This window comes from Pseudomonas sp. RHF3.3-3 (genome assembly GCF_048069595.1).
Lineage (GTDB): Bacteria > Pseudomonadota > Gammaproteobacteria > Pseudomonadales > Pseudomonadaceae > Aquipseudomonas > Aquipseudomonas fuscovaginae_B.
In genome coordinates this window covers 2,103,102-2,125,312 of the sequence record NZ_CP182250.1, presented here as the reverse complement: position 1 = coordinate 2,125,312, position 22,211 = coordinate 2,103,102, and the positions used below count along the sequence as shown (strand labels likewise).

General features: G+C 65.0%; 25 protein-coding genes and 1 pseudogene. 9 read left to right on the top strand and 17 right to left on the bottom strand.

The genetic code is table 11. The features are described from left to right. Positions 1–181 precede the first annotated feature (181 nt). The 7 genes and pseudogenes from gcl to ACMGT0_RS09785 all read left to right on the top strand — a co-directional run bounded on the left by gcl (position 182) and on the right by ACMGT0_RS09785 (position 7,082). Positions 182–1,957 carry a glyoxylate carboligase gene (gene gcl / locus ACMGT0_RS09815; protein WP_416772382.1) on the top strand — a complete coding sequence of 592 codons (1,776 nt, stop codon included), beginning with the start codon at positions 182–184 and terminating at the stop codon, positions 1,955–1,957. Positions 1,958–2,099: 142 nt separating this feature from the next. Next, entirely contained in the window at positions 2,100–2,882 is a 783-nt protein-coding gene (hyi, locus tag ACMGT0_RS09810) for a hydroxypyruvate isomerase (protein ID WP_416772381.1), read from the top strand. Positions 2,883–2,924: 42 nt separating this feature from the next. After that, positions 2,925–3,815: a 2-hydroxy-3-oxopropionate reductase gene (locus tag ACMGT0_RS09805; RefSeq protein ID WP_416772380.1), complete on the top strand. Its 891-nt coding sequence runs from the start codon at positions 2,925–2,927 to the stop codon at positions 3,813–3,815. A 234-nt stretch (positions 3,816–4,049) separates the two neighbouring features. After that, a pseudogene (locus tag ACMGT0_RS09800) lies at positions 4,050–4,166 on the top strand (hypothetical protein); the annotation flags it as partial. Further along, the gene (locus ACMGT0_RS09795) at positions 4,156–5,034 is read left to right on the top strand and encodes an urea transporter (RefSeq protein ID WP_416772379.1); all 879 of its coding nucleotides are present in this window, start codon (positions 4,156–4,158) and stop codon (positions 5,032–5,034) included. The pseudogene ACMGT0_RS09800 and the gene ACMGT0_RS09795, both read left to right, overlap by 11 nt. Before the next feature lie 135 nt (positions 5,035–5,169). Beyond that, a complete protein-coding gene (locus ACMGT0_RS09790) occupies positions 5,170–5,994 on the top strand; it encodes an ion transporter (protein ID WP_416772378.1) in 825 nt (274 codons plus the stop codon). A gap of 92 nt (positions 5,995–6,086) precedes the next feature. Then, complete coding sequence (locus tag ACMGT0_RS09785; RefSeq protein ID WP_054064095.1) at positions 6,087–7,082, top strand: sulfate ABC transporter substrate-binding protein; 996 nt, start codon at positions 6,087–6,089, stop codon at positions 7,080–7,082. Between the two features lie 117 nt (positions 7,083–7,199). On the opposite strand, the gene ACMGT0_RS09780 is transcribed toward ACMGT0_RS09785, so the two are convergent. Genes ACMGT0_RS09780 through ccmA form a run of 10 tightly spaced genes read right to left on the bottom strand, consistent with a single transcriptional unit; the run spans position 7,200 to position 14,551 of the window. Next, positions 7,200–7,595, bottom strand: a complete 396-nt coding sequence (locus ACMGT0_RS09780) for a hypothetical protein (RefSeq protein WP_054064094.1) — start codon at positions 7,593–7,595, stop codon at positions 7,200–7,202. A gap of 10 nt (positions 7,596–7,605) precedes the next feature. Further along, positions 7,606–8,814, bottom strand: coding sequence for a c-type cytochrome biogenesis protein CcmI (gene ccmI / locus ACMGT0_RS09775; protein ID WP_273819365.1), 1,209 nt, complete (start codon positions 8,812–8,814; stop codon positions 7,606–7,608). After that, entirely contained in the window at positions 8,811–9,281 is a 471-nt protein-coding gene (locus tag ACMGT0_RS09770; protein ID WP_273819364.1) for a cytochrome c-type biogenesis protein, read from the bottom strand. The genes ccmI and ACMGT0_RS09770 overlap by 4 nt, the downstream gene beginning before the upstream one ends. Further along, positions 9,278–9,814: a DsbE family thiol:disulfide interchange protein gene (locus ACMGT0_RS09765; protein ID WP_054060537.1), complete on the bottom strand. Its 537-nt coding sequence runs from the start codon at positions 9,812–9,814 to the stop codon at positions 9,278–9,280. Before ACMGT0_RS09765 ends, ACMGT0_RS09770 begins: the two co-directional genes overlap by 4 nt. Beyond that, on the bottom strand, positions 9,811–11,784 hold the full coding sequence (locus tag ACMGT0_RS09760; protein WP_273819363.1) for a heme lyase CcmF/NrfE family subunit: 1,974 nt from the start codon (positions 11,782–11,784) through the stop codon (positions 9,811–9,813). Before ACMGT0_RS09760 ends, ACMGT0_RS09765 begins: the two co-directional genes overlap by 4 nt. 2 nt (positions 11,785–11,786) lie before the next feature. Further along, positions 11,787–12,242, bottom strand: coding sequence for a cytochrome c maturation protein CcmE (ccmE, locus tag ACMGT0_RS09755; RefSeq protein ID WP_054064092.1), 456 nt, complete (start codon positions 12,240–12,242; stop codon positions 11,787–11,789). Then, on the bottom strand, positions 12,239–12,415 hold the full coding sequence (ccmD, locus tag ACMGT0_RS09750) for a heme exporter protein CcmD (RefSeq protein ID WP_054064091.1): 177 nt from the start codon (positions 12,413–12,415) through the stop codon (positions 12,239–12,241). The genes ccmE and ccmD overlap by 4 nt, the downstream gene beginning before the upstream one ends. Further along, positions 12,412–13,170, bottom strand: coding sequence for a heme ABC transporter permease (locus ACMGT0_RS09745; protein WP_192842782.1), 759 nt, complete (start codon positions 13,168–13,170; stop codon positions 12,412–12,414). The genes ccmD and ACMGT0_RS09745 overlap by 4 nt, the downstream gene beginning before the upstream one ends. Before the next feature lie 44 nt (positions 13,171–13,214). After that, positions 13,215–13,883 (bottom strand): heme exporter protein CcmB, encoded by a 669-nt coding sequence (gene ccmB, locus ACMGT0_RS09740; RefSeq protein ID WP_054060532.1) that lies wholly within the window; start codon positions 13,881–13,883, stop codon positions 13,215–13,217. Continuing rightward, positions 13,880–14,551 carry a cytochrome c biogenesis heme-transporting ATPase CcmA gene (gene ccmA, locus ACMGT0_RS09735; protein WP_162491354.1) on the bottom strand — a complete coding sequence of 224 codons (672 nt, stop codon included), beginning with the start codon at positions 14,549–14,551 and terminating at the stop codon, positions 13,880–13,882. The genes ccmB and ccmA overlap by 4 nt, the downstream gene beginning before the upstream one ends. Before the next feature lie 161 nt (positions 14,552–14,712). Between ccmA and ACMGT0_RS09730 the strand changes: the two genes are divergently transcribed. Both ACMGT0_RS09730 and ACMGT0_RS09725 read left to right on the top strand, forming a co-directional pair. Next, complete coding sequence (locus ACMGT0_RS09730; RefSeq protein ID WP_416772374.1) at positions 14,713–16,284, top strand: flagellar hook-length control protein FliK; 1,572 nt, start codon at positions 14,713–14,715, stop codon at positions 16,282–16,284. Then, complete coding sequence (locus ACMGT0_RS09725) at positions 16,281–16,610, top strand: EscU/YscU/HrcU family type III secretion system export apparatus switch protein (RefSeq protein WP_416772373.1); 330 nt, start codon at positions 16,281–16,283, stop codon at positions 16,608–16,610. The genes ACMGT0_RS09730 and ACMGT0_RS09725 overlap by 4 nt, the downstream gene beginning before the upstream one ends. A gap of 76 nt (positions 16,611–16,686) precedes the next feature. Here ACMGT0_RS09725 and ACMGT0_RS09720 read toward each other — a convergent pair whose 3' ends face one another. The 7 genes from ACMGT0_RS09720 to ACMGT0_RS09690 all read right to left on the bottom strand — a co-directional run bounded on the left by ACMGT0_RS09720 (position 16,687) and on the right by ACMGT0_RS09690 (position 22,205). Next, the gene (locus tag ACMGT0_RS09720; RefSeq protein ID WP_054060529.1) at positions 16,687–17,079 is read right to left on the bottom strand and encodes a DUF2802 domain-containing protein; all 393 of its coding nucleotides are present in this window, start codon (positions 17,077–17,079) and stop codon (positions 16,687–16,689) included. Further along, positions 17,080–17,562, bottom strand: a complete 483-nt coding sequence (locus ACMGT0_RS09715; protein ID WP_010449884.1) for a chemotaxis protein CheW — start codon at positions 17,560–17,562, stop codon at positions 17,080–17,082. A 79-nt stretch (positions 17,563–17,641) separates the two neighbouring features. Further along, entirely contained in the window at positions 17,642–18,514 is an 873-nt protein-coding gene (locus ACMGT0_RS09710) for a CheW domain-containing protein (RefSeq protein WP_416772371.1), read from the bottom strand. Between the two features lie 69 nt (positions 18,515–18,583). Continuing rightward, positions 18,584–19,372, bottom strand: a complete 789-nt coding sequence (locus ACMGT0_RS09705; RefSeq protein ID WP_054061402.1) for a ParA family protein — start codon at positions 19,370–19,372, stop codon at positions 18,584–18,586. Positions 19,373–19,424: 52 nt separating this feature from the next. Further along, positions 19,425–20,312 (bottom strand): flagellar motor protein MotD, encoded by an 888-nt coding sequence (motD, locus tag ACMGT0_RS09700; protein WP_054061401.1) that lies wholly within the window; start codon positions 20,310–20,312, stop codon positions 19,425–19,427. A gap of 10 nt (positions 20,313–20,322) precedes the next feature. Beyond that, positions 20,323–21,063 (bottom strand): flagellar motor protein, encoded by a 741-nt coding sequence (locus tag ACMGT0_RS09695; RefSeq protein WP_054061400.1) that lies wholly within the window; start codon positions 21,061–21,063, stop codon positions 20,323–20,325. Further along, complete coding sequence (locus tag ACMGT0_RS09690) at positions 21,063–22,205, bottom strand: protein-glutamate methylesterase/protein-glutamine glutaminase (protein WP_054064089.1); 1,143 nt, start codon at positions 22,203–22,205, stop codon at positions 21,063–21,065. Before ACMGT0_RS09690 ends, ACMGT0_RS09695 begins: the two co-directional genes overlap by 1 nt. Between the last annotated feature and the right edge of the window lie 6 nt (positions 22,206–22,211).

Here is a 22,211-nt window from a genome sequence, read left to right as displayed (position 1 = left end):
GTATATTTTTGTATACAAAAAATTCAAATCAATGACAAAATGTCGCAAGCTCCGCGGTTTTTGTGATCCGGACGAATGCCACGCCGATTCAAGAAAATGAATTGACCTGCGCCATTGGCCGTGAATACACTCGATGAAAAGCCACTTGTATACAATTACAGAACCTAAGAGGCACAAAACAATGAGCAAAATGAGAGCAATCGAAGCTGCCGTGTGGGTGATGCGCCGCGAAGGGGTCGACACCGCCTTCGGCATTCCCGGCGCCGCCATCAACCCGCTGTACTCGGCACTACAGAAAGTCGGCGGCATCGATCACGTCCTCGCGCGCCACGTTGAAGGTGCCTCGCACATGGCCGAGGGCTATACCCGCACCAAGGCCGGCAACATCGGCGTGTGCATCGGCACCTCGGGCCCAGCCGGCACCGACATGGTCACCGGCCTGTACAGCGCCAGCGCCGACTCGATCCCGATCCTCTGCATTACCGGCCAGGCGCCCCGTGCCCGCCTGCACAAGGAAGACTTCCAGGCCGTGGACATCACCAGCATCGTCAAGCCGGTGACCAAGTGGGCGACCACCGTGCTGGAGCCGGGCCAGGTGCCCTATGCCTTCCAGAAAGCCTTTTACGAAATGCGTTCGGGCCGCCCCGGCCCGGTGCTGATCGACCTGCCCTTCGACGTGCAGATGGCCGAAATCGAATTCGACATCGACGCCTACCAGCCGCTGCCGCTGGTCAAGCCCGGCGCCACGCGGATCCAGGCCGAGAAGGCTCTGGCCCTGCTCGACCAGGCCGAACGGCCACTGCTGGTGGCCGGCGGGGGGATCATCAACGCCGACGCCAGCGAACTGCTGGTGGAGTTCGCCGAGCTGACCGGCATCCCGGTGATCCCGACCCTGATGGGCTGGGGCAGCCTGCCCGACGATCACCCGCTGATGGTCGGCATGGTCGGCCTGCAGACCTCGCACCGCTACGGCAACGCCACCCTGCTCAAGTCCGACCTGGTGCTGGGCATCGGCAACCGCTGGGCCAACCGCCACACCGGCTCGGTGGAGGTCTACACCGAAGGCCGCAAGTTCATCCATGTCGATATCGAGCCGACCCAAATCGGCCGGGTATTCACCCCCGACCTGGGCATCGTCTCCGACGCGGCCTCGGCCCTGACCGTTTTCATCGACGTGGCCCGCGAATGGCAGGCCGCCGGCAAGCTGAGGAACCGCAGCGCCTGGCTCAAGGATTGCCAGCAGCGCAAGGCCACCCTGCAGCGCAAGACCCACTTCGACAACGTGCCGGTCAAGCCGCAACGTGTCTACGAGGAGATGAACCTGGCGTTCGACAAGGACACCTGCTACGTCAGCACCATCGGCCTGTCGCAGATCGCCGGTGCGCAGTTCCTCCACGTCTACAAGCCGCGCCACTGGATCAACTGCGGCCAGGCCGGCCCACTGGGCTGGACCATTCCGGCCGCGCTCGGGGTGGTCAAGGCCGATCCGCAGCGCAAGGTGGTGGCGCTGTCGGGCGACTACGACTTCCAGTTCATGATCGAAGAGCTGGCGGTGGGTGCACAGTTCAAGCTGCCGTACATCCACGTGGTGGTGAACAACTCCTACCTGGGGCTGATCCGCCAGGCCCAGCGCGGCTTCGACATGGACTACTGCGTGCAGTTGTCCTTCGACAACCTGAACGCGCCACAACTGAACGGTTATGGCGTCGACCACGTGGCCGTGGCCGAGGGCCTGGGCTGCAAGGCGCTGCGCGTGTTCGAGCCGGACCAGATCCAGCCGGCACTGCGCCAGGCCCGGGAACTGATCGAGGAGTTCAGGGTACCGGTGGTGGTCGAAATCATCCTCGAGCGCGTCACCAACATTTCCATGGGCACCGAGATCAACGCCATCAACGAGTTCGAGGACCTGGCCCTGGTCGGCAACGATGCGCCGACCGCTATCGCGCTGCTCGACTGACTCCTCTGTGAATGTGGGAGCGGCCGGCCGACGCTCGGTTGCCCGCGAAGCGCCTGAAGACCCGCGGCCCTCTTCGCGGGCAAGCCCGCTCCTACACCGCCTGAGTAGCCAGCAACCCGCCGTATCAACACCGGAGACCGCCATGCCACGTTTTGCCGCCAACCTGTCCATGCTGTTCACCGAACAGGACTTCCTCGCCCGCTTCAAGGCCGCCGCCGATGCCGGCTTCAGCGGCGTGGAATACCTGTTCCCCTACGATTTCAGTTCCGCCGAGATCAAGGCGCAACTCGACGCCCACGGCCTGACCCAGGTGCTGTTCAACCTGCCCGCCGGCGATTGGACCAAGGGTGAGCGCGGCATCGCCTGCCACCCGGATCGCGTCGAGGAATTCCGCGGCGGTGTCGACCTGGCCATCGCCTACGCCCAGGTGCTCGGCAACAGCCAGATCAACTGCCTGGCCGGGATTCGCCCACAGGGTTTCGACGAAGCCTTCCTGGAGAAGACCCTGGTCGAGAACCTCAGGTACGCCGCGGACAAGCTCCAGGCCGCCGGCATCCGGCTGGTGATGGAAGCGATCAACACCCGCGACATTCCCGGTTTCTACCTCAACACCACGGCCCAGGCCCTGTCGATTCGCGAACAGGTCGGCAGCGCCAACCTGTTCCTGCAATACGACATCTACCACATGCAGGTCATGGAAGGAGACCTGGCCCGGACCCTGAGCAATCACCTGGGCGAAATCAATCACGTCCAGCTCGCCGACAACCCGGGCCGCAACGAGCCCGGCACCGGCGAGATCAATTACCGCTTCCTGTTCGAACACCTGGACCGCATCGGCTACCAGGGCTGGGTCGGCTGCGAATACAAGCCGCTGACCACCACCGAGGCGAGCCTCGGCTGGCTGAAGAGCCACAACGCGATCTGAACGCTTCCCCTCCTTTGGCACAGGTAACAAGAGGATTTTCTCATGGCTAAAATCGGTTTCATCGGCACCGGCATCATGGGCCACCCCATGGCTTCGAACCTGCAGAAGGCAGGCCACAGCCTGTTCCTTTCCCAGCACCACGCCAGCGCTCCGGCCGACCTGGTCGCCGCCGGTGCGGTGGCCCTGGCCAACCCCCGGGAAGTGGCCCAGGAGGCCGAGTTCATCATCGTCATGGTGCCCGACACCCCGCAGGTGGAAGACGTGCTGTTTCGTGCCGACGGGATTGCCGCCGGCGCCGGCCCGGGCAAGATCGTCATCGACATGAGCTCGATCTCGCCCAGCGCCACCAAGGCCTTCGCCGCGAAGATCAACGAAAAAGGCGCGCAGTACCTCGACGCACCGGTGTCCGGCGGTGAGGTCGGGGCCAAGGCCGCGACCCTGAGCATCATGGTCGGCGGCGACAGCCAGGCCTTTGCCCGCGCCTTGCCGCTGTTCCAGAACATGGGCAGGAACATCACCCTGGTCGGGGCCAACGGCGACGGCCAGACCGCCAAGGTGGCGAACCAGATCATCGTCGCCCTGAACATCCAGGCGGTGGCCGAGGCACTGCTGTTCGCGGCGAAGAACGGTGCCGACCCGGCCAAGGTGCGTGAAGCGCTGATGGGCGGCTTCGCCTCGTCGAAGATTCTCGAAGTCCATGGCGAACGCATGATCAAGGGCACCTTCAACCCGGGCTTTCGTATCAACCTGCACCAGAAGGACCTCAACCTGGCCCTGGCCGGCGCCCGCGAGCTGGGTATCAACCTGCCCAACACCGCCAACGCCCAGCAGGTGTTCAGCACCTGTGCGGCCATCGGTGGCAGCGAATGGGACCACTCGGCGCTGATCAAGGGGCTGGAGCATATGGCCAACTTCTCGATCCGCGACCAGTAACTCCCGTTTCCCGCTCGGAACCTGCACCTGTGAAACGCCTGCTTCTGTGGGAGCAGGATTTATCCGCGAACAAGCGCCACCCGCTTCGCGGATGAGTCCGGCCCCCACAGGGGTGAGCCTCGACAGCATTCGGTCCCTACAAGAATCTTGCCCGCCATGACATAACAATAAATCCGGGAGCCCGCCATGTCGGTCGATCCGCAAGAATTCCTGCGTCAGTTGTTTGCCACGGCCTTCGCCGCGCTGGACGCGCTGGTCGTCACCGAGCCGACCCGAACCAACGTCAACGACCTGCGCGCCATCCTGATTTTCGACAGCGCGAGCCAGGGGCGCACTGCACATGACGCCTGACAAGAAAGTCAAAACCCTCGCCACCCCCGGCCCGGCCACCTGCGACTGCCCCGACTGGGCCACCGCCCTGTTCAACGGTTTCAGTCAGATCGTTCTCCAGCGCCATCCGCTCTGCGGCCTGTTCTGCCTGCTGGCAATCCTCTGCGGCGCCCCGGGCCTGCTCGGCGGCGCCCTGCTCGGTGGTCTCGCCGGCCTGATCACGGCCCAGCGCCGTGGCTATCCCAAGGCCGAACGCCAGGCCGGCCTGTACAGCTACAACGGCGTCCTGCTGGGCCTGCTGATCGGCCTGCATCTCCCCTGGTCACCGCTGTTGCCGCTGCTGATCATCGCCGCCGGCGGCCTGAGCGCGATACTCGTGCGCCACTGGCCGAGGAGCCTGCCGACCTATACCGCGCCCTTTGTCCTGCTCGGCTGGACACTGCTGGCGTTCAGCACGCACCTTGCGCCAGAGGCAGCCCCGGCCGAAGCGGATCTGCCCAGGCTGCTGCAAGCGATCTCCAAGGGTTTCGGGCAGATCATGTTCCTCGACGAGCCACTGGCAGGCGGCCTGATACTGACCGGCTTGCTGCTGGCCAACCGGCGGGCGGCGCTGTGGGCAGTGCTCGGCAGTGGCATGGGACTGGTGTTCGGCCTTTGCAGCGAAGCCAGCCCGGCCCTGGCGGGACTGAACGGCTACAACGCCGCCCTCGCCGGACTGGCCCTGAGCCCATTGCAGCGCCGCCCCTGGCTGGCACTGGGCGGCATGCTCCTGGCGATCCTGCTGACACCGGCCCTCGCCAGCCTGGGCCTGTCGCCACTGACCGCACCGTTCATCCTCGCCTGCTGGCTGAGCCGGGCCGTGGCGCGGATGCGGCGTCCGCCCCTGTGAAAACGGCGACAGCCGGGACGGCACGCAAGGCCTGGGGCCGCCGTAGTGCGCGGTAACGCACCCACGCCGGTCCCGGCTTGCGGATTGCCCGCCCTTGCCCCACCCTTGCGGCATCGACCACTTGGGCAACACCTCATGAACAGCAACAACGACTGGCGCCAACGGCTCTACGTCATGATTTTTCAAACCGATACCGTCGCCGGCAGGCGCTTCGACAAGATCCTTCTGCTGATCATCCTCGCCAGCCTGGTGACGGTGGTCCTGGACAGCATCGAGAACATCCACCAGAACTACGCCGGCCTCCTCGCCGGGATCGAATGGGGCTTCACGCTGATCTTCGCCGCCGAGTACCTGGTGCGCCTCTACTGCTCGCCACGGCCGCTGCGCTATGCCTTCAGCTTCTATGGGCTGGTCGACCTGCTGGCGATCGTGCCGGGGATCCTCGCGCTGTACTACAGCGATGCGCAGTACCTGCTGATCATCCGCATCATCCGCATGCTGCGGATCTTCCGCGTGCTCAAGCTCGCACCCTATCTCAGGCAGGCCCACTACCTGCTCGACGCGCTGCGCGGCAGCAAGCAGAAGATCCTGGTGTTCCTGTTCGGCGTGTGCACCCTGGTGACCGTGTTCGGTACCCTGATGTATGTGATCGAAGGCCCCGAGCACGGCTTCACCAGCATCCCCAAGGGCATCTACTGGGCGATCGTCACCCTGACCACGGTCGGCTATGGCGATATCGTGCCCAGGACCGTGCTGGGGCAGATCATTTCGTCGCTGGTGATGATCACCGGTTACTCGATCATCGCCGTGCCCACCGGGATCTTCACCGCCGAACTGGCCACGGCCCTGCGCGGCGAACAGCTCAAGCATGCGTGCCCGGTGTGTCGCAAGGACAGCCATGAACCCGCGGCGGCCTTCTGCTCCCGTTGCGGCAATGCGTTGTTCAAGAAGCTGGAATAAGCAAAGTACTTTTTAATCTTTTAGCGACTATGCGCTCGCCGTTATAGTTGCTGGCAAATTGCCCTCTCTCTGACCCGAACAAGGAATGCGCAGTGAAAAAACTCTTTGGCGCCTCGCTCCTGGCCGCTGGCCTGGCCTTCGGTGGCATCGCCCAGGCCGCCCCGACCCTGCTGAACGTGTCCTACGATGTGATGCGGGACTTCTACAAGGACTATAACAGCGCCTTCCAGAAGCACTGGCAGGCCGAGCACAACGAAAACGTCACCGTGCAGATGTCCTTCGGCGGCTCCAGCAAACAGGCGCGTGCCGTGATCGACGGCCTGCCGGCGGATGTGATCACCATGAACATGGCGACCGACATCAACGCCCTGGCGGACAACGGCAAGCTGGTACCGGAGAACTGGGTCACCCGTCTGCCGAACAACAGTGCGCCGTTCACCTCGGCCACCGTGTTCATTGTGCGCAAGGGCAATCCGAAGGCATTGAAGGACTGGCCGGACCTGCTCAAGGAAGGCGTGCAAGTGGTCGTGCCGAACCCCAAGACCTCGGGTAACGGTCGCTACACCTACCTGTCGGCATGGGGCTATGTGCTGAAGAACGGCGGCGACGAGAACAAGGCCAGGGACTTCGTCGGCAAGCTGTTCAAGCAGGTGCCGGTGCTGGATACCGGTGGCCGTGCCGCCACCACCACCTTCATGACCAACCAGATCGGCGACGTGCTGGTGACCTTCGAGAACGAAGCGGAAATGATTGCCCGCGAGTTCGGTCGCGACCAGTTCGAAGTCATCTACCCGAGCGTTTCCGCCGAGGCCGAGCCGCCGGTGAGCGTGGTCGACAAGGTGGTGGACAAGAAAGGCAGCCGTGCGGCGGCCGAGGAATACCTGAAGTACCTGTGGTCACCGGAAGGCCAGGAAATCGCTGCGGCGAACTACCTGCGTCCGCGTGATCCGAAGGTACTGGCGAAGTTCACCGACCGCTTCCCGAAAGTCGACTTCCTCTCGGTGGAGAAGACCTTCGGCGACTGGCGCACGGTGCAGAAGACCCACTTCAATGACGGTGGCGTGTTCGACCAGATCTATGGCAAGTAAGTAATACCCCGCCCCCCGAGCATTCCCACGCTCCGCGTGGGAATACCTCTCTGGACGCTCGGCGTCCGCTCTTGTGACGCAGAACGTGTACGCCTTGCAGCGCCGGGCGCCTAGAGGTTACTGCGCGAACTGCTTGCCCAACCCCGGCGGCACGCCGTGGATGTCGGTTTCTTCCCAGGGCCCGTTGGGGCTGATCGAACGGCTCCAGCCGTTGTCCCAGCGATAGTAGGTGCGCTGGCGATAGAAGGTGTTGGGCTGGTTGTCGAGCACGTACACGCCCATCTGCCCGTCCCAGTGGCTGCGACCGCCAGGCGGTGGGGCAAAGGTCGCCGAAGTGCTCGGACGCGGCTTGGTCGCCGGAATCGGCTTGCCCGGTGTTGCCGGGGGATAGGGCTTGGTCGTCGGAACGGACGGCGGGATCGTCGGGCCCGTCGGTGCCGACGGGCGCTGGACCGTACAGGCGCTCAACCCCAGGACCAGCGTTAACAGGGTGAGGCGAGCGATGGCGGTCATGGCGGGTTCTCTATTTGTCCGGGCTGTCGATGGTCAGGTTCTGTTGCGCGGCGGTACTGCTGGCCAGGGGCTGGCTACGTCCGATCCACTCGCCGGCCGTCGGCTGGCCGGCGCGGGAGATCCGTGCAACCAGTTGGACTTCAGGAAAGTTCGACAGTTTCAATTGCGGCATCATTGCGTCGGCATCGCCCAGCTCCACCGTGGCCGGCAGGTCGGCCACCGTCAGGCGCTTGGCCGCCAGCGGTGCCGGCGGCCCCTGGGTGGCACGGGCGAAGACGAACACGCTGTCGCCCGGCTGGACCTTGGCCTTGAGCTGCGCCGCCAGGTCGACACGCACCTTGAGCAGCGCGCCCTTTCCGACCGCGGCGGCAGGCGCCGCGGCAACCTTGCCGCCACTGGCGAGCAGCTTCTCGGTCGCCCGGTCGATCCCGCCCTGCAAGGCGGCGCGGGACGGATCCTGCGCCGGCAGTTGCACCAGCAGGCGCTTCCAGTGGTCGATCGCCTCCTGGTAACGCTCGCCCTCGAAGGCGGCGATCCCCAGCAGGCCAAGGCTGGTGACTTCGTTGGGATCGGCCTTCAGCGCCTCGTCGGTCAACGCCTGGAGCTGCGGCGACCAGCGCTTGCCATCGGCGAAGTAGCGCGCCTGCGCCCACTGCCCGAGCAACTCGGGCTGGCGCCCGGCGAGCTTGACGGTACGCTCGAAGAGGTTCGCCGCGTCCGCCGGCCGGTCCTGGGCCATGTACGCCCGCCCCAGGAAGTACAGGCCTTCGGCCGAGTCCGGCTGGGCGGCGACCGCACGCTCCAGGCGGCGGGTCATGTCTTCCATCGATTGCGGAGCCTGGGCGAATTCGCGGGTCAGTTCGACCTTGTCGCTGGCACCGAAGTGCAGGTACAGCACCAGCCCGAGCACCGGCACCAATAGCGCCGCCAGCAGCGGCAGCGGCCTGCCCAGCCGCGAAACCGGCGCCGGGGCCACGCCATCGGTATCGGCCAGCAGCTCGCGGGCCGCCTCGGCACGGGCACTGTCCATCTGCTCGGCCGTCAGTACGCCGTCGTCGCGCTGAGCCTGCAGCTCAGCCACACGCTCCTGGTACAACGACACGTTCAGCGCGGTGCGATCCTCTTCCTGGCGGACGCGGCGATCGCGCAGGATCGGGATCAGCAGGAAACTCAGGGCAATCAGTAACAACAGACCGGTAGCAAGCCAGAAATCAATCATTCGCGGTTCTTATCCAGCAGGTGGTCGAGGCGCTCGCGCTCCTCGGCGGAAAGCACGTCCGGGGTTTCGCTGCGCTGGGCGCGGCGCCGACGGACGATCACGGCGATCACGACCAGGCCCCCCAGCAGCAGCCCGGCCGGGCCGAACCAGAGCAGCGCGGTCTTGCCGGTCAGGGCCGGTTTGTAGCGCACGAAGTCGCCATACCGATCGACCATGAAGTCGATGATCTGCTGATTGTCCTTGCCCTCGCCGAGCATGCGGAAAATCTCCCGGCGCAGGTCGGCGGCAATCGGCGCATTGGAGTCGGCGATGTCCTGGTTCTGGCACTTGGGGCAGCGCAGTTCCTTGGTCAGGTCGCGGAAACGCTCGCGCTCGGCCTCGCTGGCGAACTCGTAGGTGTCGATGGCGGCGTGGGCCACGCCGGTCAGGGTCAGGCCCAGGGCCACGGCGGCCAGCCAGCGCTTCATGGTCGCGCCTCGTCCACCAGTGCCTGGTACACCGGTGCCAGTTGCTCGCGCCAGACCACTTCGTCGATCACCCCGACATACTTGTGGCGGATCACGCCCTTGGCATCGATGAAGAAGGTCTCCGGTGCGCCGTACACGCCCAGGTCCAGGCCCAGGCTGCCCTGCTCGTCACGGATATCCAGCTGGTACGGATTGTGGAAGTCCTTCAGCCACTTCAGCGCCTCGGCGTTGTCGTCCTTGTAGTTCACCCCGTAGATCCGCACGCCCTGCTGCGCCAGCTTGTTCAGCACCGGGTGCTCGACCCGACAGGAGATACACCAGGTGCCCCAGACGTTGACCAGCGCCGGCTGGCCATGCAGGTCGAGCTGGGTCAGGGTCTTCCCGCCCTGCACATCGGGCAGGGAGAACGCCGGGAACGGCTTGCCGATCATCGCCGATGGCAACTCGGCCGGGTCCAGGTACAACCCGCGATACAGGAACACCGCCACCACCAGGAACACGGCCAGTGGCACTACCATTATCCAACGCTTCATGCAGTCGCTCCGCTCATGCCCAATGCTTCCTTGACCCGGCTCTTGACCTTGAGCCGGTAACGCCGGTCCAGCGCCGCCAGCGCACCACCGAGGGCGGTCAGCAGGCCACCGAACCAGATCCAGCGCACGAACGGCTTGACGTGCACCCGCACCGCCCAGGCACCATCGCCCAGCGGCTCGCCGAGGGCGACGTAGAGGTCACGGGTGAAACCGGCATCGATGCCGGCTTCGGTCATCATCGATTGCTGCACGGTGTAGAGACGTTTCTCGGGGTGCAGCACGGCCACCTCCCGGCCCTTGTCGAGCACCCGGATGGTGCCCTTGTCCGAGGTGAAGTTCGGCCCCTCGAAGTGCCTGGCGCCTTCGAAGACGAACTGATAACCGGCCAGCTCCATGGCTTCACCCGGCGCCAGGCGCAGGTCGCGCTCGGCGCTCTCCTGGCTCGACAGCACCACGCCGAGGGCGCAGACGGCGATGCCCAGGTGCGCCAGATGCATGCCCCAGTAGCTGCGGGTCAGACTCGGCAGGCCCTTGAACAGGCCCTTGTGACGGGTCTTGTCGAGAATGTCCCGCACCCCCGCCAGCACCACCCAGGCCGCCAGCAGGAAGGTCGCCAGCACCGCCCAGTTGAAATCGCCGTAGACCAGGCCGGCCACCGCCGCCAGCGCCACGCTGCCGAGCAGGACCGGGGTCAGCATGCCCACCAGCCATTTCACCGGGGTGTCTTTCCAGCGCACCAGCACCCCCACCGCCAGCACCGCCATCAGCACCGCCATCAGCGGGATGAACAGCGCGTTGAAGTATGGCGGCCCCACCGACAGCTTGGCCCCGCTCAAGGCATCGAGCACCAGCGGATACAGGGTCCCCAGCAGGATCATCGAGGCAGCCACCACCAGCACCAGGTTGTTGGCCAGCAGCAGCGTCTCGCGGGACCACAGGCCGAAGCCGACATGACTCTTCACCACCGGCGCACGCAGGGCGAACAGCGTCAGCGAACCGCCGACCACGAACAGCAGGAAGATCAGGATGAACACCCCACGGGCCGGGTCGGAAGCGAACGCGTGCACCGAGGTCAGCACACCCGAGCGGACCAGGAAGGTCCCCAGCAGACTGAGGGAGAATGCGGCAATGGCCAGCAGCACCGTCCAGCTCTTGAACACGCCGCGCTTTTCCGTGACCGCCAATGAGTGGATCAGCGCCGTGCCGACCAGCCAGGGCATGAACGAGGCGTTTTCCACCGGGTCCCAGAACCACCAGCCGCCCCAGCCGAGTTCATAGTAGGCCCACCAGGAGCCCAGGGTGATACCGAGGCCGAGGAAGGCCCAGGCGACAATGGTCCACGGCCGCGACCAGCGCGCCCAGGCCGCGTCGAGGCGGCCGCCGAGCAACGCGGCGATGGCGAAGGCGAAGGCCACGGAGAACCCGACATAGCCCATGTACAGCATCGGCGGATGGACGATCAGGCCGATATCCTGCAACAGCGGGTTGAGGTCGCGACCGTCCGCCGGAATCTGCGGCAGGATGCGCGAGAACGGGTTGGAGGTGAGGATCAGGAACAGCAGGAAGCCGGAACTGATCATGCCCATCACCGCCAGCACCCGCGCCAGCATCGCCTGCGGCAGTTGCCGCGAGAGCACCGACACGGCGAAGGTCCAGCCACCGAGGATCAGCGCCCAGAGCAGCAGCGACCCTTCGTGGGCGCCCCACACGGCACTGAACTTGTAGTACCAGGGCAAGGCGCTGTTGGAGTTGTTGGCGACATAGCCGACGGAGAAGTCGTCGGTCATGAACGCGTAGGTCAGCACGCCGAAGGCGAAGGCGAGAAAGGCGAACTGCCCCCAGGCCGCCGGCTGCGCCAGGCTCATCCACAGGCGGTCGCCACGCCAGGCGCCGAGCAGCGGGACGCTGGCCTGCACGAGGGCAAAGCACAGCGCCAGGATCATGGCCAGGTGGCCAAGCTCGGGAATCATGATCAACCCTCCTTCGCAGGCGTCGGGGCGGCCTGGCCGCTGTCCTTGAGTGCCTTGGTCACTTCCGGCGGCATGTATTTCTCATCGTGCTTGGCCAGCACCTCGTCGGCCACCACCACGCCCTGGGCGTTCAGCTTGCCGAGGGCGACGATACCCTGCCCTTCGCGGAACAGGTCGGGGAGAATGCCGCGGTAGCTGATGGTCACCGACTTGTTGAAATCGGTGACGACGAATTTCACGTCCAGCGAGTCGCTGGAACGCACCAGCGAACCTTTCTCCACCATGCCGCCGGCGCGGATGCGGGTATCCAGCGGTGCTTCGCCATTGGCGATCTGGGTCGGGGTGTAGAACAGGTTGATGTTTTCCTGCAGCGCACTCAGGGCCAGGCCGACGGCGGCACCGACCCCGACCAGGATCGCCAGGATGATGATCAGACGTTTCTTGCGCAGCGGGTTCACTGACTCTTCTCCCGGCGCAGACGACGCGCCTCCTGTTGCAGGTAACGCCGACGGGCGAGCAGCGGCGAGGCGACGTTGATGAGCAGGACCGCCAGGCAGATGCCATAGGCCGACCAGACGTACAGGCCGTGATGGCCCATGGCGAGAAAATCGCCGAATGAAGTAAAACTCATCGGGCCGCCTCCAGTTCGTTCAGGACCTCGGCCTTGACCCAACTGGCCCGGGCCTCGCGCTTGAGCACTTCAAGGCGCATGCGCAGCAGCACCACGGCACCGAAAAAGCAGTAGAAACCGAGCACGGTCAGCAGCAGCGGCAGCCACATTTCCACCGGCATCGCCGGCTTCTCGGTCAGGGTGAAGGTCGCGCCCTGGTGCAGGGTGTTCCACCACTCCACCGAGTACTTGATGATCGGGATGTTGATCACGCCGACGATCGCCAGCACCGCACAGGCCTTGGCCGCGCTGTCACGGTTGGTGATGGCGTTGCCCAGGGCGATCAGGCCGAAATAGAGGAACAGCAGGATCAGCATCGAGGTCAGGCGCGCATCCCACACCCACCAGGCGCCCCAGGTCGGCTTGCCCCAGATGGCGCCGGTGACCAGCGCCACGGCGGTCATCCAGGCACCGATGGGTGCCGCGCACTGCAGGGCGACATCGGCCAGTTTCATCTTCCACACCAGCCCCACCACCCCGCAGACCGCCAGCATCACATAGCAGGACTGGGCGAGCATGGCCGTCGGCACGTGGATGTAGATGATGCGAAAACTGTTGCCCTGCTGATAGTCCGGCGGCGCGAAGGCCAGCCCCCAGACCACGCCGCTGCCGATCAGCAGTACGGCGGCGATGCTCAGCCAGGGCAGCAGGCGCCCGCTGATGCCATAAAACCATTTGGGCGAGCCCAGCTTATGAAACCACGTCCAGTTCATCACGGTACATCCAGGGTCTTTGCTGGCCGGAAACCGGCCAGACCTCATTATTCGCCGACGCTGATCTTCAGGCCAGCCGCTATTGCAAAAGGTGCCAGGGTCACCGCCAGGGCGGCCAGGCTGCCGAGCCAGAGCAGATAACCCGTTGCCGGCATGCCCTGCAACGCGGCCTGCAGGGCCCCGCTGCCGAGAATCAGTACCGGGATATACAGCGGCAGGATCAGCAGCGCCAGCAGCAGGCCGCCGCGCTTGAGTCCCACCGTCAGCGCCGCGCCCACCGCACCGAGCAGGCTCAGCACCGGCGTACCCAGCAGCAGCGATGACAGCAGCACCGGCAGGCAGGCCGTCGGCAAGCCGAGCATCAGCGCCAGCAAGGGTGACAGCAGCACCAGCGCCAGCCCGGAAAACACCCAGTGTGCCAGCACCTTGGCCAGCACCAGAAGGGCCAGGGGGTGCGACGAAAGGACCCACTGTTCCAGGGAACCATCCTCGAAATCACCGCGGAAAAGCCCGTCCAGCGAGAGCAGGACGGACAAAAGCGCCGCGACCCAGACCAGCCCCGGAGACAAGGTTTGCAACATATTCGTCTCGGGACCGACCGCCAGCGGAAACAGCGCGATCACGATGGCGAAGAACACCAGCGGGTTGGCCAGCTCGGCCGGACGGCGGAACAACAGCCGCGCCTCGCGGGCAAACAATAGACCGAAAACGCTCATACCGCCCACCGCCCGAGATCGAGGTCGCGGTAACCGGCCGGCACCCGCGTCAGGCTGTGGTGGGTGGTCAGCACGATCATGCCGCCCCGCTCGCAATGACCGGCCAGGTGCTCTTCCAGTTGCGCCACGCCCTGCTTGTCGAGGGCGGTGAAGGGTTCGTCGAGAATCCACAGCGGCGGGCTGTCCAGGTACAGCCGGGCCAGGGCCACGCGGCGCTGCTGGCCGGCGGACAGGGTATGACAGGGCACATCCTCGAAACCGCGCAGGCCGACAGCGGCCAGGGCCTGCCAGATCGCCTCGCGCTCGGCCGGCCGGTGCAGTGCACAGAGCCAGCGCAGGTTCTCCTCGGCACTCAGCAAGTCCTTGATCCCGGCGGCATGGCCGATCCACAGGAGCGTGCGCGCCAGTTCGCTGCGCTGGCTGTTCAGCGGCTGGCCATTGAGGCGGATCTCGCCGCTGGTGGGCTGCATCAGGCCGGCCAGCAGGCGTAGCAGGCTGGTCTTGCCGCTGCCGTTGGGGCCGCTGATCTGCAACATGTCGCCGGGACTCAGGCGCAGTTCGAGGTTCTCGAACAGCATCCGCCAATCACGCTCACAGGCAAGCGCTACGGCTTCTAGAAGAGGGCTGGTCAAATGATCGAAGCCTTTTGCGGTTCTCAAGTCGGCCATGACGCGGCCGTTAACGTAAGGCAGCATAAATGCTTTTGCAGCCCGTTCCAGAGAGCTGGGTCAATTTATGCGATAGTTTGAACATTGTTTCGGGAGACGGCGCGGCATTATACATGCATTGCCCTACTCCCAAGAGGGCTATCTCGACAGGTTGCGACCCGATGACAGGCGAATTCAATATCCCTGGGCTGGCCCAGTTGATTCCGGCCGGCAGCCGCCCGGCAGTGCTCGCCGGCGAATTGCTGAAGCTGACACTGCCACAGGAAGGACTGATCGCCCCCGGGCAAAGCGCCAGGGCCGATGTGCTGTCGCTCAAACAGACCGACCAGACCTTCCAGCTGCTGCTCAAGCTGACCACCGACAACGGCCGCCAGACCACCGTGCAGGCCAGCAGCAACCAGCCTCTGCCCCAGGGCGCCCAGTTGACCGTGACCCAGCCCTCGGCCGGCAACCTGGCGATCACCGTGCAACAGGCGCTCAGTGCCAGCGTCGCCGCCCTGACCCGCCTCGACACCACGCAACTGCCGGTCGGCACGCTGTTGCAGGGCAAGGTCCTGACCAGCCAGGCATTGCCGCAGGTACCGGGCCAGCCGCAGGTCTATCGTTCGCTGGTGGGCCTGCTCAACACCGCCCTCAGCGGCACCACGCTGACCCTCGACAGCCCGCAACCGCTGCGCATCGGCAGCCTGCTCAGCGCCCTGGTCGAAGGCTCGCAGAGCCTGACCTTCGTACCGCAGGGCGCACGCCTGGACCAATTGGCGGTGACCCAACAGTTGCTCGCCCAGCAAGGCCGCCAGGGCTCGCTGGAAGGCCTGCTCAACAGCCTGCAGAACCTGCCGGATAGCGCCGGGCTGCCGGCCGAACTGCGCAGCGCCATCGCCACCCTGCTCGGCGACCTGCCGGACATCAGCCAACTGAGCAATCCCAGGACCCTGGCCCAGCTCCTGCAGAACAGCGGGCTGTTCCTCGAGGCCAGGCTGCTGGCGGGCCAGAACCCGGCCATGGTGCCCGACCTCAAGGGCAACCTGCTGCGCCTGATCGCGCAGATCATGCCGCAGTTGCCGGACGGTGCCGCGAGCAACCCGGGCGCCAGCGCCGCGGTGCTCGCCCAGGCCCTGCCGGGCTTTGTCCGCAGCGCTCTGGGTGCGCTCGGCCAGGTCGGCGGCAAGCCACAGCCGATCAGCTTTCCGCTGCCCTCGCGGCTGCTGCAGAACCTGGCCGGCGAAGGCGACCTGGAGAACCTGTTGCGCCTCGCCGCGGCAGCCGTCTCACGCCTGCAGAGCCACCAGCTGTCGAGCCTGGAACAGACCGGCCGCACCCCTGATGGCAACCTGCAGACCACCTGGCAACTGGAAATTCCCATGCGCAACCTGCAGGACATCGTGCCCCTGCAGGTCAGGATCCAGCGCGAGGAACGGGAAGAACGGCCATCGTCCGAGAAGGCCGAGCCACGCGAACAGAAAGCCCAGTTGTGGCGCGTGGAGCTGGCCTTCGACCTCGACCCGCTGGGCCCGCTGCACGTCCAGGCGCAACTGCTGAGCGGCAGCCTGTCCGGCCATCTCTGGGCCGAACGCGAGCAAACCGCAAGCCTGATCGAAAGCCAGCTGGACGCCCTGCGCGAGCGCCTGCTCGCCTCCGGGCTCAACGTCGGCGAACTCGACTGCCACCGGGGCACGCCGCCGCAGGGCAATCAAACCCGACTGGAACAACGCTGGGTCGACGAAACCGCATGAGAAACCCCAACCCCCCACGCCAGGCCATCGCCCTCAAGTACGACGGCCAGCAGGCCCCGACCCTGACCGCCAAGGGCGACGAGGCACTGGCCGAAGCCATCCTCAAGCTGGCCCGCGACTACGAAGTGCCGATCTACGAGAACGCCGAGCTGGTGAAACTGCTGGCACGCCTGGAACTGGGCGACAGCATTCCCGAGGAGCTGTACCGAACCATCGCGGTGATCATCGCTTTCGCCTGGAATCTGAAGGGCAAGATACCCCAGGGTTTCGAGCCGCTGCCGCAGCCGTTGGAAAAGGACGTGACCGAGCGGGGCGACGATTACTGAATGTGAAGGCAGGCCGGGAGGCCTGCCTGAACCCTGCCCTATCCGCCAGCCGACCACGGACGGAGCTGCGTCCGGCTCAACTGCGATGCAGCTTGCTCATCAGCTCGGCTTCGGCCTGGGTCAGCCCACAGGCCTGGGTCAGTTCATCGACGCTGGCCCCCATGCCGACCAGCCGGGCGGCCTGGGCGAAGGACAGGGTCGAGGGATCGCGCTGTTCCAGTTGGGCCAGCTTGTCCGGCAGGGGCGCGACCACCGCACGCAACTCGTGCAGATCCTCGCCCATGCGCACCGTGCCGTTCTGAAAGTTGTCGACCCGACGGGCCAGTTCCTTGATGCGCTGGTCTCGCAACGCATCACCCTCGGCCTGCTGTGCGGCAATCTTCTGCTGATTGCGCACGTGGATCAGGAACATCACCACTGTCCCGATCCACAACAGGACCAGGAGGATGACCACGACCTCAAGAATCAATCAGATGCTCTCCAGCTCGGACCATTCTTCTTCAGTCATCATCTTGTCCAGCTCGACCAGGATCAGCAGTTCGCCGTTCTTGTTGCAGACGCCCTGGATGAACTTGGCCGACTCTTCGTTGCCGACGTTCGGTGCGGTCTCGACTTCCGACTGACGCAGGTAGACCACTTCCGCCACGCTGTCGACCATGATCCCGACCACCTGCTTGTCGGCCTCGATGATGACGATACGGGTGTTGTCGTTGACCTCGGTCGGCATCAGGCCGAAACGCTGGCGGGTGTCGATCACGGTGACGACGTTGCCGCGCAGGTTGATGATCCCCAGCACGTAGCTTGGCGCACCCGGTACCGGGGCGATTTCGGTATAGCGCAGGACTTCCTGGACCCGCATCACGTTGATGCCGTAGGACTCATTGTCCAGCTTGAACGTCACCCACTGCAGGATTGGATCATCGGAACCCTGTGAAGACGCTGACTTATTCATACCCCTGCCCCTCGATTACCGTTGATACGGTGTGTGTGCTGTCTGACGCCCTGGCGCACTGGTCGCCCTGGGCTGTTGTTTATGTCGGCTTGTTCAACTGCATTTGCTTGACGGCACCGCTGGCGATCAACTCGGCCAGCTCGGAGACGTCGAGCAACGCACACATGTGTTCGATGACCGTGCCAGCCAGCCACGGCCGCTGCCCACGCTGGGTGCGCCATTTGATCTCGTTGGGGTCCAGGCGCAGCGAACGGCTGACCTGATGCACCGCCAGCCCCCACTCATAGCCCTGAACCGAAATAACGTATTGCAGCCCCTGGCGGAAGTCGTCGCGATAGCGATCGGGCATCACCCAGCGGGCGGTATCCAGCACCTTCAGGTTACCGGCCTGGCTCGGCAGTATGCCGAGGAACCATTCCGGTTGCCCGAACAGTGGCGTCAGCTCCTGGCCGGCCAGGGAATAGATCGACCCGAGGCAGACCAGCGGCACCGCCAGGGTCAGCCCGGCGACGTCGAACAACAGGCATTCGAACGGCTCCGCCGCCCAATACGGACGCGAATCGCCCGCCACCGGCGGCGGTGGCGTGTGCTCGGCGGGAGGCAGATGCACCTCGACCACCGGCTCCACCAGCACCGGCGCGACCGGCTCGGCCACCGGCACCTCGGCCCGGGCCACTGGCACGTCGACCTTGGCCAGCGGCGCCGACGCAATCGCCAGCGCCTGGGCGGCCAGGGCATCGCGGGCCTGTTCCTCCAGCACCGCGGCCTGGAATTCATCCAGCTCGCTGACCGGCTCGGGTTCGACCGGCAGCGGGATCTCGACTGCCGGCTCGACCGCCAGCTCCACCGGCAGTTCTTCGGTCGCCTCCTGGAGCAAGGCGTCCAGATAGGACTGCAGCGCCAGTTGCGGACGGGTAGTGATATCGACGGGACGGATCATCTGAATGCCCATGAAAATGTCCCGCTACAGTGTCCTGTAGGAGTTATCGGCTGAAACGGCAGGTGACTTGAGTGCAACACGTCAGGCCACCTGCGGTACGAGCTGCTGGGCCAGCAGATGCTTGAGCAAGGCACGGTAGGCCAGCACGCCCCGGCTCTTGCCGTCGAACTGCGAGGGCGTGACCCCTGCCCGGCTGGCATCGCGCAGGCGTGTGTCGACCGGTATGTAGCCTTGCCAGATCGCCTCGGGAAACTTGTCGCGCAGTACCCGCAAGGTGCCCATGGAGGCCTGGGTACGCCGGTCGAACAGGGTCGGCACGATGGTGAACGGCAAGGCCTGGCGGCGCGATCGGTTGATCATCGCCAGGGTGTTGACCATGCGCTCCAGGCCTTTCACCGCCAGGTGTTCGGTCTGGACCGGCACCACCAGCTGCTGGCTGGCCGCCAATGCATTGACCATCAGCACGCCCAGCAGCGGCGGGCTGTCGATCACCGCGTAGTCGAAGTCCTGCCACAGCTGCGCCAGACTCTTGGCGATCACCAGGCCAAGGCCGCTCTGGCCCGGCGACAGACGCTCGAGGGTCGCCAGCGCGGTGCTGGACGGCAGCAGGGAAATCCGTTCGTCACTGGTGGACAGCAGCAACTGGCCCGGCAGGCCCTCGGGCACCTGGCCCTTGTGCTGGAACAGGTCGAAGTTGCTGTGCTCCAGAGTGTCCGGATCGTAGCCGAAGTAGCTGGTCATCGACCCGTGCGGGTCGAGGTCGACGACGACCACACGCTTGCCCGCCTCGGCCAGCAGCCCGGCCAGAGCGATGGAGGAAGTGGTCTTACCGACGCCACCTTTTTGATTGGCTACTGCCCAGACTCTCATTCAGTGTGTTCCTCCCGGCCAAACCCCAGGCCCGCCGAGAAATAGCGCCAAGTTATAGAGCAGGTGCCGGAGAATTGACGGAGCTCTCGCGTACCGCTTGCTTTACCGCTGGCGGTGCAGTTTGTGTGCCAGCCCGCTTCAATGCCGCATCGGGTGTTGCATTGGCGGTGCCGGTACCGGTCAGGCTGCGTCGCACGTCGAGGTTGCGCGACACCACCAGTACCACCCGGCGATTGCGCGCGCGCCCTTCGGCCGTGGCGTTGTTGGCCACCGGCTGGAACTCGCCATAACCCACCGACGCCATGCGCTGCGGGTTGACCCCTTCCATCGCCATCATCCGCACGATGCTCGACGAACGCGCCGAGGACAGTTCCCAGTTGGTCGGATACTGCGCCGTGCGGATCGGCTGATCATCGGTGAAGCCCTCGACATGGATCGGGTTGTCGAACGGCTTCAGGATTTTCGCCACCTTGGCGATGATGTCGAACGCCTTGTCGCTGGGCAAGGCATCGCCGCTGCCGAACAACAGACCGGAATTGAGTTCGATCTCCACCCACAGTTCGTTGCCGCGCACAGTCATCTGGTTGGAGCTGATCAGGTCGCCGAACGCCGCGCTGATATCGTCGGCGATGCTCTTGAGCGGGTCCGCCGCGCCCTGCCCCAGGGCCGCGTCGGTCTGCTCGGCATCCTTGATCAGCGGATCGGCCGGCTTGACGGTGACCGGGCGCTCGTTGCCGATGGGGATCGGCTTGATGCTGCGGTCGGCATCGGTGAACACGCCGACCAGCGCCTGGGAAATGATCTTGTACTTGCCTTCGTTGATCGACGAGATCGAATACATGACCACGAAGAACGCGAACAGCAGGGTGATGAAGTCGGCATAGGAGACCAGCCAACGCTCGTGGTTCACATGCTCTTCGTGGTGGCGACGCCTGGCCATGACTACTCCATCAATCCATGAAGCCCTGGAGCTTCAATTCGATGGAGCGCGGGTTCTCGCCTTCGGCAATCGACAGGATGCCTTCGAGCAGCATCTCGCGATAGCGCGACTGGCGTACCGCGATCGACTTCAGCTTGCTGGCGATCGGCAGCAGCACCAGGTTGGCACTGGCCACGCCGTAGATGGTGGCGACGAAGGCCACGGCGATGCCGTTGCCCAACTGCGACGGATCGCTGAGGTTGCCCATGACGTGGATCAGGCCCATCACCGCACCGATGATGCCGATGGTCGGGGCGTAGCCGCCCATGCTTTCGAAGACCTTGGCGGCTTCGATGTCACGGCTTTCCTGGGTGAAAAAATCCACCTCGAGAATGCTGCGGATGGCTTCCGGCTCGGCGCCGTCGACCAGCAGTTGCAGGCCCTTGCGCGAGTAGCTGTCGGGTTCGGTATCGGCCACGCCTTCCAGGCCCAGCAGGCCTTCCTTGCGCGCGGTGAGGCTCCAGTTGACCACCCGGTCGATACCGCCGGCCAGGTCGACCCGGGGCGGGAAAAAGATCCAGCCGAGAATCTGGATGGCACGCTTGAAGGCGCTCATCGGCGACTGCAGCAACGCCGCGCCGATGGTCCCGCCGAGCACGATCAGCGCCGCCGGGCCGTTGGCCAGGGCGCCGATATGACCGCCTTCGAGGAAGTTGCCGCCGATAATGGCGACAAAGGCCATGATGATACCGATGAGGCTCAACACATCCATCAGAGACAGGCCTCGACCAGGTGCTTGCCGATATCGTCCAGGCTGTAGACGGCGTCGGCCAGGTCGGCCTTGACGATCGCCATTGGCATGCCATAGATCACGCAGCTCGCTTCATCCTGGGCCCAGACCGCACTGCCGCCCTGCTTGAGCAGGCGCGCGCCTTCGCGACCGTCGGCACCCATGCCGGTCAGCACCACCGCCAGAACCTTGTCGCCGTAGGACTTGGCCGCGGAACCGAAGGTGATGTCCACGCAAGGCTTGTAGTTGAGACGCTCGTCGCCCGGCAGGATTTTCACCGCGCCGCGGGCGTCGACCATCATCTGCTTGCCACCTGGCGCCAGCAGGGCCAGGCCCGGACGCAGGATGTCACCATCCTCGGCTTCCTTGACGCTGATCCGGCAGAGCTTGTCCAGGCGCTCGGCAAAGGCCTTGGTGAAGGCGGCCGGCATATGCTGGATCAGCACGATCGGCGCCGGGAAGTTCGCCGGCAATTGCGTCAGCACGCGCTGCAGGGCCACCGGCCCACCCGTCGAGGTACCGATCGCCACCAGCTTGTAGGCCTTGCGCTTGGGCGTGCCGGAAGTGCTGGCGGTGGCGGCCGGTGGCGCGCTGCGGCTGGGCGGCGGCGCATTGCGTACCGGCGCGGGAGCCGGGGCATGGCTGCTGGAGAAACTGCTGGTGGCGGACGGTGCCGGAGCGGCAGCGGGCTGCGGCGCCGGGGCACTGTAGCTGCTGAAACGACGGTTGCTGCGCGAGATGCTGTGAACCTTCTCGCACAGCAGTTGCTTGACCTTCTCGGGGTTGCGCGAGATGTCTTCGAAGTTCTTCGGCAGGAAGTCCACGGCACCGGCATCCAGCGCGTCGAGCGTGACGCGGGCGCCTTCGTGGGTCAGGGAGGAAAACATCAACACCGGAGTCGGGCAGCGCTGCATGATGTGCCGCACTGCCGTGATGCCATCCATCATCGGCATCTCGTAGTCCATGGTGATCACATCCGGCTTGAGCGCCAGCGCCTGATCAATCGCTTCTTTACCGTTGGTCGCCGTACCGACGACCTGGATGCTCGTATCCGCCGAAAGGATTTCCGAGACGCGGCGGCGGAAAAAACCCGAGTCATCCACCACCAGGACCTTGACTACCATAAACAC